The following is a 17,395-nucleotide window of genomic DNA, read 5'->3' as shown; positions in this document are numbered from 1 at the left end:
CGGCGGCAGGGGCCGTCCGTCACGGTCGGCTCAGCCCAGCGTCTCCGCCAGCACCCGTGCCGCCCGCTCCACGTCGGCGAAGCCCACGTACAGCGGCGTGAACCCGAAGCGCAGCACGTCCGGCGCCCGGAAGTCGCCGACCACACCCCGCTCGATCAGCCGTTTCATCACCTCGCCGGCGTCGTCACAGCGCAGGGCGACCTGGCTGCCCCGCTCCGCGTGCGCCACCGGCGTCAGGCACTCGACCCTGCCCTCGGGCACGTACTCCGCCACGCACTCGAGGAAGAAGTCCGTCAACGCGAGGGACTTGGCCCGCACCGCCTCGACCTGCACCCCGTCCCAGACCTCCAGGGCCGCCTCCAGGGCGAGCATGGAGAGGATGTCCGGCGTGCCGACCCGGCCGCGCGGCGCACCGGAGGCCGGTTCGTAGGCGCCGCGCATCCCGAACGGCTCGGCGTGGGAGTTCCAACCGGGCAGCGGGGAGTCGAAGCGGTCCTGCAGCTCCCGGCGCACGTACAGGTACGCCGGTGAACCCGGGCCGCCGTTCAGGTACTTGTAGGTGCAGCCGACGGCCAGGTCCACCCCGTGCTCGTCGAGCCCGACCGGCAGCGCGCCCGCGCTGTGGCACAGGTCCCAGACGGCGAGCGCGCCCGCCTCGTGCACGGCGGCTGTCAGCGCCGGCAGGTCGTGCAGCCGGCCGGTGCGGTAGTCGACGTGGTTGAGGAGGACGGCGGCGGTACGGCCGGACAGCGCGCCCGGCACCTCCGCCGGTGTCACCGGCCGCAGGGTGCGGCCGGTCATCCGCGCCGCCGACTCCGCGATGTAGCCGTCGGTCGGGAAGGTCGTGGCGTCGACGAGGATCTCGTCGCGGTCGTCCCCGGCGAGACGCACCGCGCCCACAAGTGCCTTGAACACATTGACACTTGTCGAGTCGCCCACCACGATCTGCCCGGGCGCCGCCCCGACCAGCGGGGCGATCCGGTCACCGATCCGCTCGGGCGCCGTCCACCAGCCGCTCTCCTCCCAGGACCGGATGCGCAGCTCGCCCCACTGGCGCCGTACGACGTCCTCGACCCGCCCGGGCACGACGGCCGGCAGCGCGCCGAGCGAGTTGCCGTCGAGGTAGACGCCCGCGGCGTCAGCCGCATGATCGGACGCGGTGTCGAGGACGAACCCGTCCCGTTTGCCGCGCAGTTCGTCGGCGGCGTCCAGCTTCTCGGCCCTCATCACGAGTTCAGACATAGGACCGCGCCGTCCACAGCTCGGGGAACACGTTCTTCTGCGCCCGCTTCTCCAGCCAGGCCACCCCGGCGGAGCCGCCCGTGCCGGTCTTGGAGCCCATGGCGCGGCGGGTGGCGACCAGGTGGTCGTTGCGCCAGCGCCACACCAGTTCGGCGACATCGCTCAGCGCCTCGCCGAGCCGGGCGAGTTCAGCGCCCTGGTCACCGGAGTAGACGGCCGTCCAGGCCGCCTCCACCTCAGGCGACGGCTCGTAGCGCTTCGCCACGTCACGCCGCAGCACGGCGTCCGGGACGTCGTACCCGCGCCGCGCGAGCAGCCGGACGACCTCGTCGTACAGGCTCGGCTCGTGCAGGGCCTTCTCCAGCTCGGCGTGCACGCGCGGGGCACCCCGGTGCGGGACGAGCATGGACGCGGACTTCTCGCCGAGCAGGAACTCCATCCGCCGGTACATCGCCGACTGGAAACCGGAGCCCTCGCCGAGGGCGCTGCGGTACGAGTTGAACTGGGCGGGCGTGAGCTGGGCGAGCGGCCTCCAGGAGGCGTTGAGCGCCTCCAGCTCGCGCACGGACCGCTTGAGCGCGGCGGTCGCGGTGGGGATGTCGTCGCCGCGCAGCGCCCGCGCGGCCGTCTCCCACTCGTGGACGATGACGGTGAACCACAGCTCCATCACCTGGGTCGTCACCAGGAAGACCATCTCTCCGGGGTCGTCCGAGAGGGTGTGCTGGAGGTGGGTGAGCACGTCCGCCTTGACGTAGTCCTCGTACGGCGTCGTGCCTTGGAAATCGAGATGCGGGGTCTCGGGCTCGTGAGCCTCGTGGGACATCGCTGTCTCCTGCAGATAACTCCGGGTAGCGGTCCGCCCCTGCCGAATTCCGGCACGGGGGCCCCGGTCCCCACGGGCATACTCCGCAATAATCCCCCGGAACCGCAAGGCCCGCCCGGTGACCGGACGGGCCTCGCGTACACGGACCGCTGTCAGCCCAGGACCTGCGCCGCCGTCGGCGAGGAGTCCTTGAGGAACTGGGAGCAGCGCTCGTACTCCTCCTGCTCGCCGATCGTCTGCGCGGCGCGGGCGAGGGCGTGCAGGGCCCGCAGGAAGCCGCGGTTCGGCTCGTGCTCCCACGGCACCGGGCCGTGGCCCTTCCAGCCGCTGCGGCGCAGGGCGTCCAGGCCGCGGTGGTAGCCCGTACGGGCGTACGCGTACGACTCCACGGCCGCGCCCCGCTCGAACGCCTCGTCGGCGAGCTGCGCCCAGGCGAGCGAGGAGGTGGGGTGCGCGGCGGCGACGTCGACCGGCGCGGTACCCGAAGCGAGCAGTTCCCGTGGCCCGGGGTCATCGGGGAGGTGGGTCGGGGGCGGACCCCCGAGAAGGTTCTCGTGAATGGACATGCCTCAAGTCTGAGGCATCACGGGCTGCTGCGGCGTTGTGGAGGGGGGTGGGTACGCAACGCGGCGCTTCGAGGTGCTGGACGTTGTCGCTGGGGCCGGGTGGATACGCAACCCGGCGCAGCGGGGTGCCTCCCCCACTCTCGGCTTCGCTCGAGCGGGGGGACCCCCACCGCCCACCCGTGCCGCCCTGGGGGCACCTCCCAGGCCCTCAAGGCACTGGGGGAGGCACGCATGCCCGCAGGCTGGGTCCCCTACCCCAACCGTTTCCGCACCGGCTCCCCCTCCAACGGCGGCGACACGACACCAACGTTCCGCAGACACTCCGGCTGCCTGCACCCGGGCGGCGGCCTGCGCACCGTGGCCCCGGCGATCAACGCCCCCACCACCAGTGCCCCGGCGCACCACACCATCGCCCGCCCGAACGCCGCGTCGAAGGCGGCCGGCTCCCGGTACGCCTCCTCCCCCATCCCGGCCAGCAGCGGCAGCGCCGCCACCGCCACCAGCCCCGCCGCCCGGGCCGCCGCGTTGTTGATCCCGCTGGCCAGCCCCGCCCGCGCCACGTCCACGGAGCCCAGCACCGTCGCCGTCAGCGGCGCCACCAGCATGACCAGGCCCAGCCCGAGCACCACCAGCGCGGGCAGCACATCAGCCCAGTAGGACGCATCCGGCCCCACCCGCAGCATCAGCAGCATCCCGACGGCACTCAGCAGCGGCCCCACCGTGAGCGGCAGACGCGGCCCGATCCGGTTGGCCAGCTCACCGGACCGCGCCGACAGCAGCAGCATCAGCACGGTCGTCGGCAGCAGCGCCGTACCGGCCCCGAGGGCGGAGTAGCCCACGACGACCTGGAGCTGAAGCGCCGCGAGGAAGAAGAACCCGCCGAGAGCCGCGTACACACACAGGGTGACGATGTTGATCACCGTGAACTGGCGGGAGGAGAAGATGTCCGGGGGCATCATCGGATCGGGCCTGCGCCGCTCGACGACCACGAACGCGACGGCCGTGGCCACCCCGGCCACCGCCGTGACGGCCACCACCCAACCGCCCTCACCGGCCTCGATCAGCGCGTACGTCAGCAGCGCCAGCGCCACCGCGCCCAGCACCGCGCCGAGCACGTCGAACCGGCCACGGGCCCCTTCACCGCCCGACTCGGGGACATGCCGCAGCGCCACCGGTACGCACACCAGCGCCAGCGGCACGTTCAGCAGGAACACCCACCGCCAGCCCGGCCCGTCCACCAGCCAGCCGCCGACGAACGGCCCGATCGCCGCGCCGACCCCGCCGAAGCCGGACCACAGCCCCACCGCCCGGCCCCGGTCGTCGGGGTGGAAGGACGCCTGGATCAGCGCCAGCGACCCCGGCGTCAGCAGGGCGCCGCCCACCCCCTGCAGGGCACGCGCGGCGATCAGCGCCCCCGCGTTCGGCGCGATCCCGCACAGCAGGGACGCCACCGCGAACCACACCACCCCGACGACGAACACCTTCCGGCGCCCGAAACGGTCCCCCAGCGCCCCGCCCAGCAGGATCAGCCCGGCCAGCGTGACCATGTACGCGTTGACCGTCCACTGGAGGGCGGACAGGTTCGCGTCGAGGTCACGGCCGATGCGCGGCAGCGCGACATTGACGACGGTCGAGTCGAGCAAGGCCATGCTGGAACCGAGGACGGTGGTGAACAGGATCCACTTGCCCTGGGGCGAGGCCATCCGGACATCGGGCATGCAGGGAGCATACGGAAGAGCCCGGCACCACAGGAGGTGCCGGGCTCAAGCCGTGAAAACCGGACTTACTTGATCTTCGTGCCGGTGGAGCGCAGGTTGCCGCAGGCCTCGAGGACGCGCTTGGCCATGGACGCCTCGGCCAGCTTGCCCCAGGTGCGCGGGTCGTAGGTCTTCTTGGAGCCGACCTCGCCGTCGACCTTCAGGACGCCGTCGTAGTTCTTGAACATGTGGTCAGCGACCGGGCGCGTGAAGGCGTACTGCGTGTCCGTGTCGATGTTCATCTTGACCACGCCGTTCTCCAGCGCGGTCAGGATCTCCTGCTCCGAGGAGCCGGAGCCGCCGTGGAAGACGAAGTCGAACGGTGCGGCCTTGCCGAACTTGGCGGCGACGCCCTCGTTCAGCTCCTTCAGCAGCTCGGGACGCAGGACGACGTTGCCCGGCTTGTACACGCCGTGCACGTTGCCGAACGAGGCGGCCAGCAGGTAGCGGCCCTTCTCGCCCAGGCCCAGGGCCTCGACCGTGCGGATCGCGTCGTCGACCGTCGTGTAGAGGGAGTCGTTGATCTCGTGGGTGACCCCGTCCTCCTCGCCGCCGGTCGGGGTGATCTCCACCTCGAGGATGATCTTGGCGGCGCGGGCGAGCTCCAGCAGCTCCTGCGCGATGGAGAGGTTGTCGGCCAGGGTCTCGGCGGAGCCGTCCCACATGTGGGACTGGAACAGCGGGTTCAGACCGGCCTCGACGCGCTTCTGGGAGAGCGCCAGCAGCGGACGTACGTACCCGTCGAGCTTGTCCTTCGGGCAGTGGTCCGTGTGCAGCGCGATGTTCACCGGGTACTTCTCGGCGACGATGTGCGCGAACTCGGCCAGGGCGACCGAACCGGTCACCATGTCCTTGCTGAACTGACCGCCCAGGAACTCGGCGCCACCCGTGGAGATCTGGACGATGCCGTCGCTCTCCGCCTCAGCGAAACCGCGCAGGGCCGCGTGCAGGGTCTGGGTGGAGGTCACGTTGATGGCCGGGTAGGCGAACTTTCCTGCCTTCGCCCGGTCCAGCATCTCGTTGTAGACCTCGGGAGTTGCGATGGGCATGCGTCCGCTCCTTGTATCTGCGGGTTGGCGTACTGCGTCTTTACGGCCCTGACCTAGACCTTGGGATGCGACGTCATCGTCGGCCCCATCTTTCCAGACTTGGCCGGAAGGTCCAGGCCACCGTCCACGCCCTGGTCAGGTCCCGGTCAGTCCAGGCCCAGCTCGTCCTTCGAGAAGGCGAAGAGGTACGGCACCCCGGCCCCCTCCTGGATCTTCTCCGCGGCGCCGGTCGCCCGGTCGACGATCGTCGCGACGGCGACGACCTCGGCCCCGGCCTCGCGCACGGCCTCGACGGCGGCGAGCGGGGAGCCGCCCGTGGTGGAGGTGTCCTCGACGACCAGCACGCGGCGGCCGGCGATGTCCGGGCCCTCGACGCGCCGCTGCAGCCCGTGCGCCTTCGCGGCCTTGCGGACGACGAAGGCGTCCAGACGCTTCCCGCGCGCGGCGGCGGCGTGCAGCATGGCGGCGGCGACGGGGTCGGCGCCCATGGTGAGCCCGCCGACGGCGTCGAAGTCCAGCTCGGCGGTCAGGTCCAGCAGCACCTGGCCGACCAGCGGGGCGGCCTCGCCGTCCAGGGTGACGCGGCGCAGGTCGACGTAGTAGTCGGCCTCCAGACCCGACGACAGGGTCACCTTGCCGTGCACCACGGCCTTGTCCTTGATCTGCTGCAGCAGCGCGCCGCGTGTGTCCGTCATGGCGCCCAGCTTAGGGCCCTTCTGGTGGATCTCCGCGGCGTCACGACGCCCGGCACGCATCCCCCACTCTCGGCTTCCTCTCGGCTTCGCTCGAGCGGGGGGACCCCCACGCCGCACGCACCGAACGCCGCTCCTTCTCCCACGGCGATCCACCAGAAGGGCCCTAGAGGCGGCGCCAGCTCCAGGTCGTGGTGGCCTCCAGCGGCTCCAGGGGCGTGACCAGGCGGGGCAGGGTGTTGAGCCCGTTGGGCGGGCCGGTCTGCGGCTCCACGCACACGGCGGCCTCCTGCTCGTCGTAGACGACGACCCACTCCTCGCGGCTCGCCACCTTCAGCTCCAGCTGCCCGGGCCAGGTCAGGGTGACGTCGACGCCGCCGGGCATCCCGAAGCAGTCGTCCCAGGGTCCGGGCTTCGGGGCGAGGCGGTTGCCGGTGGGCAGGTGGTCGTCGCCGCGCTCCTCCTGCCAGTCGGGTTCGAAGTCGAGCTGTACGTCCTCGCCGCCGAGGTTGCGGTTGAACCAGGGGTGCCAGCCGATCTGCGCCGGGAAGGAAGCGTCGTACGTCTCCACGGACATGGTGAGCGTCAGCGCGTCCTCGGCGAGGGCGACGACCTGGGTGACTCGGCCAGGGTGGGGCCAGGGGTCGACGAGCTCGTACGTGATGACGGCCTCGTCCGTGCTCGTGCGGGCGGTGCGCCAGACGTGGTCGCGGACGGTGCCGTGGATGGCGTGGGGCGGGGCGTTGAGCGGCATCTGCCGCACGGCGGCGCCGTCCAGGAACCGTCCGTCGCGGACCCTGCCGCACCAGGGCACCATCGGAAAGCAGCCGAACCGGGCCCCCTGCCGCAGCACCTCCACGCCGCCGATCCGCAGCCCTCCGACCCGGCCGCCGTTGCCCGGCTGCACGGTCACCTCCGCGTCGCCCGCGGTCAGCGTGATGTCTTCGTCACTCACGGGACGACCCTACTGTGGTGATCAAGAGGGCCTCACCCGAGACGGGCGGTTCAGCGCCGGCGGCGCAGGGCCCGCACCGCCACGATGGCCGACGCCACCGCGAGCGCCGCCGCGGGCGCCGCCCAGCGCAGCGGGGCCGGGGGCGTCACGGTCTGCGGCGCGGGCACCGGCGCGTACCGGCCGCGCGGCGGGGCGTGATCGACCTCCTCGGCACTGCGCCCGATCATCGTCCGCCGCGCGTGCGCGGCCTCGGCGATGGACTCGGCGTCCGGGTCGCCCTTGGGGGCGGGGGGTTCGGGGGCGGGGGCGGGGCTCTCGTCGCCCGTACCGGAGGCCGGGCTCCCGCCGCCGGAGCCAGTGGCGGAAGGCTTCCCCGCGGCCCCCGGGGGCCCGGCGTCCTCGTCGTCCCCGGCCGCCGCCGTACCCCCGTCGGCCCTCGCCGGAGGCGGGGCCTCGTCGTCCGCGTCCGGGGTCGTTTCGTGGTCGGTCGTCGCCCGGGGTTCGAAGTCCTGGGTGGCGAGGGACGTGGTCGTTTCCGGTGCCGCGTCGGCCAGGTGTTCCGCGAAGCGGTTCAGCAGCCGGACGACGGCGCCCTCCACCGCGTCGGCCGGCAGGTCCTTGATCCGCCCGTCCGCGGAGGCCGTGCCGTCGAACGCGAGGGTGCAGCCGTCCTCCGCCTCCCGCAGGGCGATCCGCAGGGCGAGCTCGACCGAGCCGCTGCCGCGCGACTCCTCCGCCTCACCCTCCACGGCGTACGCCCCGTCGTCCCGCCGGGAGACCCGTACGGCACCCCGGTAAGTGACGGAGTGACTGCCGACCCGGATCTTCAGCCGCCCGGCGACGGGCTCGGCGCCGGCGTCCTGCTGGAGCCCGGGAACCACCCGGGCGACCCGCGCGGGGTCGTCCAGCACCTCCCTGAGCCGCTCGGCCGCAACCGGAACGAACACCTCGTGCTCCATGTCGACGGACTCTACCCAGCACAGGCAAAAACGCACCCCCACCTCCGGGATTCGCTCCGTATCGGGTCCGCCCGGCGTATCCTGCGACGCCCCGCCCCCGACTCCCTCAGTACCGCGGATGCACCAGCGTCGAAGCGGGCAGCCCGGCGATCCGCGTCCCCCGCGCCGCCCGCGCCCCCGCCGCGAGGGACGCGTCCGTGAGGATCCGCGGACGCGGACCGTCCGGGTCGAGGCGTGGCCGCGGGCCCGTGCGGGCGGCCAGGACGAATCCCCAGTCCCGGGGCGCCCGGGAGCGGTCGGCGGGTGTGCGGTCGGGGCCGGCGGCGAAACCGGCGCGGCGCCCCTTCATGGCGTAGGGGGCGGTACGGAAGCCCGCCGCGCGCACCGTCGCGTCCACCGTCCAGTACACCCGAGGCCCCGCCGCGACCGGCCCGGCGTGCACCACGAGCCGGCCGCCGGGGGCCAGCACGCGCCGCGCGAGGCCGTAGAACTCCTGCGAGTACAGCTTCGTACTCGCGGTGATCCCCGGGTCCGGCAGGTCCGAGACGACCACGTCGTACGCCGCCGGGGGCGCTCCGCGCAGCCAGCCGAAGGCGTCCTGGACCGTCACGTGCACGCGCGGGTCGCCGTACGCGTGCCGGTTCAGCGCGGACAGGCCCGGGTCGGTGCGGGCCAGCCGTACGACCTCGGCGTCGACTTCGATGATGTCGACCCGGTCCACTCCGGGGTGGCGCAGTGCCTCGCGGGCCGCCAGGCCGTCACCGCCGCCGAGGATCAGCACGCGCGCGTGCGTCCCGGTCATCGCGGGGTGGACGAGGGCCTCGTGGTAGCGGAGTTCGTCGTGTCCGCTGACCCGGAGCCGGCCGTCGAGGAAGAGGGCGAGGGGCCGGCCGTGCGTGCCGCCGGCGAGGACGACTTCCTGGACGCCGGTCTGGAGCGCGACGCGGACGTCCCTGCCGTACATCGCCTGCCGGGCGGCCCGCTCGAAGTCGTCGACGAGGACGGCGGCCGAGGCGAGGACCGCGAGCACGAGCCCGTTGACGAGCAGCAGCAGCCAGCGGGCGCGCCGGGTCAGATCCCGGCGGAACAGCCCGAGCACCAGCGCCCCGCCGACGACCGCGTTGACGGCGCCGGTGAGCAGTGCGCCGGTCAGCTGCCCGAGGAACGGCAGGAGGAGGAAGGGGAAGGCGAGGCCGCCGACGAGGGCGCCGACGTAGTCCGCGGCGAACAGGTCGGCCACGGCGCCGCCCGCGTCCTGGCGGCGGATGCGCTGGATCAGCTCCATCAGCAGCGGGACCTCGGCGCCGATGAGCAGCCCGGTCGCGAGGGAGAAGGCGACCAGGAGGCAGCGGGGGCCGCTCACCCACATGCCGCCCCAGTCGCCGGTCCAGGCGAACACGGCGTACAGGGCCATGGCGCTGCATCCGCCGACGAGCGCGAGCGTGGCCTCGACGGCGCCGAAACCGGCCGCGGCGAGCCCGCGCAGCCGCTTCGCGGCGAGGGAGCCGATGCCCATCGCGAAGACCATGACGGACAGCACGACCGACGCCTGAGTGACCGAGTCGCCCATCAAGTAGGAGGCGAGGGCGACGAGTTCGAGTTCGTACACGAGTCCGCAGGCCGCACAGACGAACACGCCCGCGAGGACCAGGAACCGTCCGGTGCCCGGCCGGACGGGCAGCCGCGCCGGGCCACCGGGGCCGCCCGGGGCGCTCCAGGGCGGCGGGGAACCGGGCGGGGCGGGCGCGTGCGGCTCGATCACGCTGCGACGTTACGTCACGCCTCGACTGCGGTTCGTCACCCACACGTGTGGTGCTGGTTTACAGAGGCCCGATATCGGTACGGGATGGGGTTCGCCGCATGAGGCGCCGGCGGTTCAGTTGGCGGAGACCGTCACCGGCATCCGTACGCCGACTCTCGTACGGGTCGCCACCAACTGACCGTCCTGCGGGTACGCGTGCCAGGTCCGCCAGTGCACCTGCCCCTCGTAGTGCTGGGCCAGCAGTGCCGTGAAGGCGTGCGGGCTGCCGGGGAAGACACCCGCGAGGCCGTGCGGGTGGTCGGAGACGAGGGCCAGCAACTCCTGTGCGCGGCCCTCGAAGGAGCCGGGCGAGAGGACCTCGACCCGGGCCGCGAACTCGTACTCCCAGTCGCCCACCCGCTTGGCGACGCCCAGCGGAAGCGGAGTGCTGCTGCCCGGAATGCACGCCACCGTCTCCGAGCAGATGCCCCGCTCCTCCTCCAGCAGGACCTGGTGGGACGCGCCGAGGAGTCGCAACTGCATTTTCGCGCCGGTCAGTTCGAGGTCCAGTGCGGCCAGTGCGGGAAGCGGCTCGCGCCCCAGCGCCCAGGCGAGATCGGCCGCGCGCGTGTCGGTGTAGGAGGTCTTCAGGGTCGTGAGCATGGATCGGCTCCGCAAGCACACAAGGAGAGGGAGGTGGGTCCGCCGCGCCCCGGTCGCACCGGGGGGTTCGGCCCGGGTCAGCCCAGTCGGCCGGTCAGGAAGGTGTCCGCAGGACGTCCGAGGGGCTGCGTTGGTGATTGAGAGGGAATCATGAACTGTGGCGCCGTCACAGCGTTTTTACCCAAGTTCGTAGGGTTTCCATCCCTCAGAGGGCTCTACAGCTCAATTGTTCAACTACGGCGTGCGCCGGTGCCGGGGAGGCGTGCGCCGGTGCGCCGGGGCTCCCGCCCGGAGCCGGGACGGACGGGTGCCCCGACCCTGAAGGGGCTCGCGAAATGCCCCTTTGACAAGTGCAGTTGCCGGAGTCATGCCCGAGTACGCCGTCCCATGGACGCGGTTGTCCTACAGGCATGCGAAGTTGCCTGAGAGCTCGCACAGTTGCCCGACAGGCGTTCGATGGGTCCGCCGCACGGGAAACGCGAGGCCCGCCTCAGCTACGGACCCCGCGTTCGGTGAGTGCGCCTTCCCCATGGGGAAGGCAGGCCGACTGCCGTCAGCTGCCTCCGCCGCCGCAGCCACCGCCGCCACCACCACCGCCCCCTCCGCAGGACGACCCGCCTCCGCAGGACGAGCCGCTGCTGCAGGACGAGCCGCCGGACGAGCCGGAGTCTCCCCCGCCGGCCCACCAGCTGCCACTGCTGCCGGCCGAACCCGAGGACGACCAGGTCCCACGACGCGCCGACCGCCTGGAGCCGCCCCTGCGCACACCGGACACCAGCGCCGCGATCAGGACGACTGCGAACACCGCCAGGATGATGCCCATAACCATGGCGTCACCCTCCTTTCGTTTCCCCCGAAGCGGCCCCCCGTGGGCGCCTCGCTCTTGCGTGAACAGGGGATGCCCGGCCCACTCACGACCCAAAGCAGAGTTGAGGAAGTTCAGAGCCTTCTCACGGGGTAATGGCCGCTGACCTGCACAGAAGGGCAGGTCAGGGGCCGTCCGTGGGTCACTGGGCCGCCTGTGGGCCGTGTTCTTCTTTCGAGAGACGCTGAAACACGGTGTCGATGGCGCGCCGGGCATGTTCGCGGCTGCCGGGCATCAGGTGGGCGTACACGCGCAGCGTCAGCGCCGGGTCGGCATGCCCCATGTACTCGCTGACGGCCTTAACGTCCTCGCCCGCGTCCAGCAACGCGGACGCGTAGAAGTGCCCCATCCGCTTCTCGACCTCGACCGTCGGCAGCTCGTCAACATCGCGTCGTCGGCCGTCCACTCGGTGAAGTCCGCGACCTCACCCCTGCTGTTGACGCCCTCGACAGCGCGAGTTTGAGAACTCTCGAATGGGGCCGTGAGCAAACCCGCGCGCCAATCCGCTCAGCCTATCAGTTTGGGTGGCTGGTTCGGCCTGCGCGTAGCGGCTGAAGCGGTGGGTCGTCCGCTGGCCACTCATCCTTATGTCTGAAGACGTGTACGCAGCTCACGGGAAGTCTGGGCAGCGTCGATTCTCGGTGGGATATCCCTGAGCAGCGTCGTAACTGCGCTTTAGACGGGGGAGGGATCATGCGGATCCAGCCACGGGCGTTAGCCCGGAGAGGGATTGTCGTTGCCGTGATGGTGCTGGCCGTCGGCGCGACAGGGTGCGGTGGTCCTGGAGCCAATCCTTCGCCTATGCCCTGGGAGCCATCCTCGGCGTCCGGTTCGGGCTCATCAGCGGCTGATGGAGGGTCCAGGTCTACTCAGGGCACCGAGGACGGAGACCAGGCGACGGCCTCACAGTCCAGTGGCGAGGGCGGAGAAAAAGCGACCCCCTCACAATCGAGCGGCGAGGGCGGAGAAAAAGCGACCCCCTCACAGTCCAGCGGCGAGGGCGGAGACGACATCCCCCCAGTGGCGTCCCCGCCGACGGACACAGGAACCACGCTCGACCCATCCCCTGAGCTCACGTCCCCACCCACAGAGACACCCTGCGAGGGCATTCCCACACCGGCCGAGACCTGCCCGCCCTCTCAGGAAGTGATCCCGCCCCCACAGCCCAGTGAGTCCTGACCGGGCCAATGGACAGCACAGACACACCGGGCGCGCCGGGTGACTCATCTCGTTCCTTGGCTCGTAGCCAACGTCGCAGACAACGCAGGAACACCGCACGACGAACCCTGCTCACGCCTGAACTGGACACCCACGTATCTCGAGGCCCGGCGCCGAGCCGCCGTCCGCGAAGGCATCGGCAGCAGAGTGCTCGACCAGCCTCTTCTGAGCAGGGTGGAAGGGCCACCGAGATCGCCAACTCCGTCTTCGGCGCGGGCTCGTTCATCCTCGCACTGATGCTCTACACGGGTTTCGTCCACAGCCGTGCCTACTACACGTACTTCCACCTTGACGTCTTTGCCGTGGGCTTTGACCCGATCGAAATGGCACTGCGTAGCCTTCGACTCGCCACATTCCCGGTGCTCATCACCTTGAGCCTGGTCGGCATTCTCCCTCGCTTCCCCGAACTGTTGCCCTCGCTCGGCGTGCCCAGCCTCATCATCCGGCGCGTCAATCGGGCTTCCCGCGCCGTAGCCCGGGCACATCTTGCGTTCGTTGCGGCGGGGGTGATCCTGATGCTGTCGTGGCGTTACGGTCAGCCCTGGTCCTTCCGGTGGGCTGCCCCTCTGCTGGTAGCTATCGGACTGCTCCTGGGACAGAGCAGCACCGCAGGAACTGCTGCGGGCCTCCAGAGTCGGCTGTGGCATCGTGCTGTTCCCGTCGTCACCGCAAGCCTGTTCCTGATGTGGGTCGTAGCCCTGGCAGCCGGAGAGCTGGGCCGACAGGACGCACGCCAGGATGCCGAGCAGCTAGCACGGCGCGTTTCTGTAGTGGTGCTCAGCACTGAGCAATTGAGCATCAAAGGTCCTGGCACAAGGGTCGAGGACCTAGGGAAAGGCAGACACTACCGGTACCGATACAGCGGCCTGCGCCTGCTCGTGGAACGAAATCGCCGTTACTGCCTGCTGCCATTGGGCTGGAATCACCACACGGATGCCACTTACGTCATCGAGGACGACGAGAGCATCCGGATCGATCTATATCCCGGGACCCAGCCACCCACCTGATGCTGCCAGGACAAGACGCTGCCCACGACCACTTCATGTCTGGACGCGACGTTCCGCCGCATCGGCGGAGTGCCGGCCTACGTCCTGACGGAGACTTTCAGGGGCCCGACGCAGGTGCGTACGGCCGTCCGCCCCGCCCTAGTTGCTTCAGAGCCTTCTCACGGGGCAGCGGCCCCTGACCTGCGCAGAAGGGCTGGTCAGGGGCGTCCGTGGGTTACTGGGCAGTCTGTGGGCCGTGATCTTCCTGGGAGACGCGCTGAAACACCGTGTCGATTGCGCGGCGGGCCCTCTGGCGACTGTCCGGCATCAGGTGGGCGTACACCCGCAGCGTCAGCCCCGGGTCAGCGTGCACCATGTACTCGCTGACGGCCTTGATGTTCTCACCCGCGTCCAGCAATGCGGAGGCGTAAAAGTGCCGTAGCGCGTGCATGCCGTGCTCGCGCGCCGACTCGTACTTGCCGTCGTCGTCCGCCTCCGGAATGAGTCCGGCGGCCGCCAGAGCAGGCTTCCACTCCTTGCCGTTGAAGTTGCTGCGCCAGACCATGCCCCCTTGCTCCGCCGTGAAGATCAGCCGGGCGGACACCTTCGGTCCCTCCGGAACGTCCCACGGCAACGCGATCTCCACAGGCTTGAAGGCGTCCATATGCGCCCGGAGTGCTTCCGCCACGGAGCCGGGCAGCGGAACGTCCCGCTTCTTGCCGCCCTTGGGGAGTGCGAACACTGGGTGCCCTTCCACATGCTTGATCTGCCGGACCACGTGAAGCGTGCGCCCGTCGGTGTCGATGGCGTCTTCAGCGAGGCCGAACACCTCGCCCTGACGCAGGCCGCATCCGGCCCCGACGTTGACCATGGCTCGGTACCGTTCCGGAAGGGCCGCGCGAACGGCGAACACCTGATCGGGCACCCACGGGACCACGGGATGCGGGTCAGGCTTGGGACGCCGAACGGTGCGGGCACCGCACGGGTTGCGCGACAGCAGTGTGTCGTCGACAGCGGCAGACAGGACCGACTGAACGTCGGCGAAGATGTTCCGGGCGTAGGACGGGCCGACGCCGGGCTTCGCTTCCAGTGCGGCAACGAACTCCCTGATGTGCTCCGGCCGGAAGGTCCCGATCGGACGGGAGCCGAGCACCGGGTAGGCGTGCAGCCGCAGGCGCCGGCCGAGTTCCTTCCGGGTCATCGGGCTGGGAATCTTACTGTCCAGCCACTTCTCGGCGTATTGCCGGAACGTGATCTGCATGGATTTGGGGTCGGTGTACTGACCGCGCGTCATGTCCGTCTCTACGGCGCTGAGCCACTTCTCAGCGAGACGCTTTTTGCCGTCGGGGAAGCTCTTGGACTTCTCGGTTCCGTCGGGGCCGATGTAGCGGGCGCGGTAGCGCAGGCCGGTGCCGTGGCGGTCGGTCTTGACGCGGACGGTCTTGCCGGCGGAATTGGTCTCGGTCTTGAACCAGCGATCTTGAATGTGGCCTGCCACGTGGCGCGAGGTCCCTTCTGGACACAGGACAGGGAGGGCCACGGTGTGGCCCTCCCCGGGGAGTTGGGTGGTGAGGGGTTCGGCAGCCTCAGGCGGCGTCTTCGAGGGCGGTGCGTTCGGCCTCCCATGCCTGTACGGCGGCGGGGTTGAAGCGGAGGTAGCGGCCGACGCGGAAGCCGGCCGGGCCGATGCGCTTGCGTCGCCACTGGTAGACCGTCTCGACGCTCGGGAGGCTGAACATGGTGACCAGGTCTTCGGGGGTGAGGTAGCGGTCCGGGACTCCGCCACGCAGGAGCGCACGCGGGTCGGTCGGCTCTTTGCTAGCCATGGCTGGTGACTCCTCATGTCCGTGATGGGGTTGGGTGAGGTGTCCTGCGGCGGGTTCTCGGGTTGCGTGCCGGCGGTGCTGGGAGCGTGCGTGTGTCCGAGGTGCGGATTTCTGCGTCACCCGCGTCATCTGCGCCATTCAGGCTTCTGACCTGCGGGTTTGGGGTGACACAGAGCGTTGGGGGTGCGTCATCGGTGACGCAGATGACGCGGGGTGACGCAGCCGTCGGCCGTCTGCGTCACCCCTGTCTGCGCAGGTCACCCGCTGTTTTCTGGGCCCTGGTGACGCAGGTGACGCAGCGTTTCCTACTTAGGAAAAAACGAGGGCTGTCTGTGGTGGTGCAGCGCGGCTCAGAGCATGAAGAAGGAGCCGCTGCGCGGCACGTCCGGAGCAGGGCGGCGGTGCCGCCAAACAGCAAGAGGAGCACGCCCCGGCCGGTGGTGCTCCTCTTGCTCGTGCCGGCGGTGCCGGTCAGAACGCCTGTTGCTCGTGCGGCGGTGGCACGGGCGAACGGGTCAACTCGATGTAGCGGCCCTCTTTGGTGCGCCCCGACTACTGGTTGCGTCGAGAGGAGTTCCGCGTAGCACCGAAGTGGCGCGACCTGGCGGACAGGTTCGCGGAGCAGATCAAGATCGGTCAGTTGCCGCCGGGCACCCAGTTGCCCCAGATCAGAGAGCTAGTAGAGGAAGGGGAAGGCTCAAAGGAGACCGTCCACAAGGCCTATAAGGCCTTGGAGGCTGAAGGCCTTGTGACGTCGACGCGCGGCCATGGCACCGCCGTGCGTCCTCGCGCTGCACTCAAGCGGCTGGGGGTCGCCCGGTACGACAAGGCGAAATGGCGCGACGGTGACGAAGTCGCGTTCATCGCTGACCGCGTCGCGTCGGGACGCGCGTACAAGCGCAATGATCAGACGCAGACCGTGAGCCGTGTCGAGGCGGACAGCCTCGTAGCGGAGGGGCTGGGCGTCCCTGTTGGCTCCGAGGTGTATGCATGCGCTCGACTCGTGAAGGAAGGGGTGCAGCCGACTCACACCCTGACCAGTTACTACAGGCCGGAGCACGTCGAGGGCACACGCATCGTCGACCCCACTCCGGGGCCTGCCGGCCGGGGCGGCGGGTACCGGGTCCTCTACGACGCCGGATACGAGATCGACCACATGAGGGAGGCCCTGTTCGCCCGCGTCCCGACAACGGACGAAGTGCAGCTCCTACAGCTCCCCGCCGGCGAGCCCGTGGTCGAGCTGCACCGGACCACGTACACCGCAGATGGCACGGTGGTTGAGTTCGCGGTGGGCGTTTACGCGGCTTCTCGCTTCGCGTGGGAGTACGACTTCAAGGTTCCCGACTCGGCACAGGACAAGAAGGGGCAGGAATGATCTCGGCACAGGCATGGGCGGACGCTCGACTCCTGTGGGACTACCACTTCATGCACCATGCCCCACGGCCGTGTTCGGTGGCGGTGGGGCTGGGCAGTCACGACCTCGGCGTGGCCGACGTGACAGCGGAGCTGTACCACCAGGGCATGGCCCCGGTCATTGTCTTCACGGGGGCCACCAGCCCGACGACCCGGGCGCACATGCCGCGCGGTGAAGCTATTCACTACCGCGAGCGGGCGTTGGAGCTTGGGGTGCCCGAGTCCGCGGTACTCCTGGAACCGCGTGCCACGAACACCGGCGAGAACATCGAGTTCACGAAAGCGGTGCTGGCGGAGGCCGAGGTCAAAGCCTCGTCCGTCCTGCTCGTGAGCAAGCCGTACGAAGAGCGACGCTCGTACGCCATGATGCGGAAGCTCTGGCCCGAGGTCGAAGTGGTGTGCGCGTCGACGCCGATGGGCTTGGAGGAGTACGCCGACTCCATCGGAGACGCTCGCATGGTGATCGACATGATCGTGGGCGCCCTGCAACGCGTGCTCGTCTTCCCGAGGTTGGGTCTGGCCATCGAGCAAGACGTACCGGACACCGTTGTAGCCGCCTTTGAGCGGCTGTGCATCGAAGGCTTCACTAGCCGACTCATGCCATCTGACGTTGCTACACGCCCCGGCACATGATGCCAGG

16 protein-coding genes and 1 pseudogene are annotated in these 17,395 nt (G+C 70.3%); 3 read left to right on the top strand and 14 right to left on the bottom strand.

From position 1 onward, the window contains the following. Positions 1-30 precede the first annotated feature (30 nt). The 12 genes and pseudogenes from kynU to ACZ58V_RS25605 form a co-directional block, all read right to left on the bottom strand. Positions 31-1,242, bottom strand: coding sequence for a kynureninase (gene kynU / locus ACZ58V_RS25660; protein ID WP_471292587.1), 1,212 nt, complete (start codon positions 1,240-1,242; stop codon positions 31-33). After that, complete coding sequence (locus ACZ58V_RS25655; RefSeq protein WP_471292585.1) at positions 1,235-2,065, bottom strand: tryptophan 2,3-dioxygenase family protein; 831 nt, start codon at positions 2,063-2,065, stop codon at positions 1,235-1,237. The genes kynU and ACZ58V_RS25655 overlap by 8 nt, the downstream gene beginning before the upstream one ends. A gap of 152 nt (positions 2,066-2,217) precedes the next feature. Then, positions 2,218-2,631, bottom strand: a complete 414-nt coding sequence (locus tag ACZ58V_RS25650; RefSeq protein WP_184594398.1) for a DUF3151 domain-containing protein — start codon at positions 2,629-2,631, stop codon at positions 2,218-2,220. Between the two features lie 251 nt (positions 2,632-2,882). Then, on the bottom strand, positions 2,883-4,349 hold the full coding sequence (locus tag ACZ58V_RS25645; RefSeq protein WP_468192766.1) for an MFS transporter: 1,467 nt from the start codon (positions 4,347-4,349) through the stop codon (positions 2,883-2,885). Positions 4,350-4,414: 65 nt separating this feature from the next. Continuing rightward, the gene (gene fbaA, locus ACZ58V_RS25640) at positions 4,415-5,437 is read right to left on the bottom strand and encodes a class II fructose-bisphosphate aldolase (RefSeq protein ID WP_468192767.1); all 1,023 of its coding nucleotides are present in this window, start codon (positions 5,435-5,437) and stop codon (positions 4,415-4,417) included. Positions 5,438-5,583: 146 nt separating this feature from the next. Further along, positions 5,584-6,132, bottom strand: coding sequence for an orotate phosphoribosyltransferase (pyrE, locus tag ACZ58V_RS25635; protein ID WP_189725711.1), 549 nt, complete (start codon positions 6,130-6,132; stop codon positions 5,584-5,586). Positions 6,133-6,295: 163 nt separating this feature from the next. Then, complete coding sequence (locus ACZ58V_RS25630) at positions 6,296-7,084, bottom strand: aldose epimerase family protein (protein WP_471292581.1); 789 nt, start codon at positions 7,082-7,084, stop codon at positions 6,296-6,298. Positions 7,085-7,134: 50 nt separating this feature from the next. Further along, positions 7,135-8,043 carry an SRPBCC domain-containing protein gene (locus ACZ58V_RS25625; protein ID WP_471292578.1) on the bottom strand — a complete coding sequence of 303 codons (909 nt, stop codon included), beginning with the start codon at positions 8,041-8,043 and terminating at the stop codon, positions 7,135-7,137. A gap of 106 nt (positions 8,044-8,149) precedes the next feature. Further along, on the bottom strand, positions 8,150-9,805 hold the full coding sequence (locus ACZ58V_RS25620; protein WP_471292575.1) for a polyamine aminopropyltransferase: 1,656 nt from the start codon (positions 9,803-9,805) through the stop codon (positions 8,150-8,152). Between the two features lie 114 nt (positions 9,806-9,919). Beyond that, positions 9,920-10,447 carry a DUF2617 family protein gene (locus ACZ58V_RS25615; RefSeq protein WP_471292573.1) on the bottom strand — a complete coding sequence of 176 codons (528 nt, stop codon included), beginning with the start codon at positions 10,445-10,447 and terminating at the stop codon, positions 9,920-9,922. Positions 10,448-11,000: 553 nt separating this feature from the next. After that, a complete protein-coding gene (locus tag ACZ58V_RS25610; RefSeq protein ID WP_471292572.1) occupies positions 11,001-11,276 on the bottom strand; it encodes a hypothetical protein in 276 nt (91 codons plus the stop codon). Positions 11,277-11,454: 178 nt separating this feature from the next. Next, positions 11,455-11,655, bottom strand: a pseudogene (locus ACZ58V_RS25605) (site-specific integrase); the annotation flags it as partial. 1,111 nt (positions 11,656-12,766) lie between these two features. Here ACZ58V_RS25605 and ACZ58V_RS25600 point away from each other — a divergent pair. Continuing rightward, complete coding sequence (locus tag ACZ58V_RS25600) at positions 12,767-13,537, top strand: hypothetical protein (RefSeq protein ID WP_468192776.1); 771 nt, start codon at positions 12,767-12,769, stop codon at positions 13,535-13,537. A 214-nt stretch (positions 13,538-13,751) separates the two neighbouring features. On the opposite strand, the gene ACZ58V_RS25595 is transcribed toward ACZ58V_RS25600, so the two are convergent. Further along, complete coding sequence (locus ACZ58V_RS25595) at positions 13,752-15,014, bottom strand: tyrosine-type recombinase/integrase (protein WP_471292569.1); 1,263 nt, start codon at positions 15,012-15,014, stop codon at positions 13,752-13,754. Between the two features lie 88 nt (positions 15,015-15,102). Then, complete coding sequence (locus ACZ58V_RS25590) at positions 15,103-15,342, bottom strand: helix-turn-helix transcriptional regulator (protein ID WP_471292567.1); 240 nt, start codon at positions 15,340-15,342, stop codon at positions 15,103-15,105. A gap of 538 nt (positions 15,343-15,880) precedes the next feature. Here ACZ58V_RS25590 and ACZ58V_RS25585 point away from each other — a divergent pair. After that, complete coding sequence (locus tag ACZ58V_RS25585; protein WP_468192780.1) at positions 15,881-16,717, top strand: GntR family transcriptional regulator; 837 nt, start codon at positions 15,881-15,883, stop codon at positions 16,715-16,717. Next, on the top strand, positions 16,714-17,388 hold the full coding sequence (locus tag ACZ58V_RS25580; RefSeq protein ID WP_471292564.1) for a YdcF family protein: 675 nt from the start codon (positions 16,714-16,716) through the stop codon (positions 17,386-17,388). Before ACZ58V_RS25585 ends, ACZ58V_RS25580 begins: the two co-directional genes overlap by 4 nt. Positions 17,389-17,395 lie beyond the last annotated feature (7 nt).

It is taken from the genome of Streptomyces sp. NPDC040589, assembly GCF_055594445.1.
This window is presented reverse-complemented; position numbering and strand designations above follow the sequence as displayed.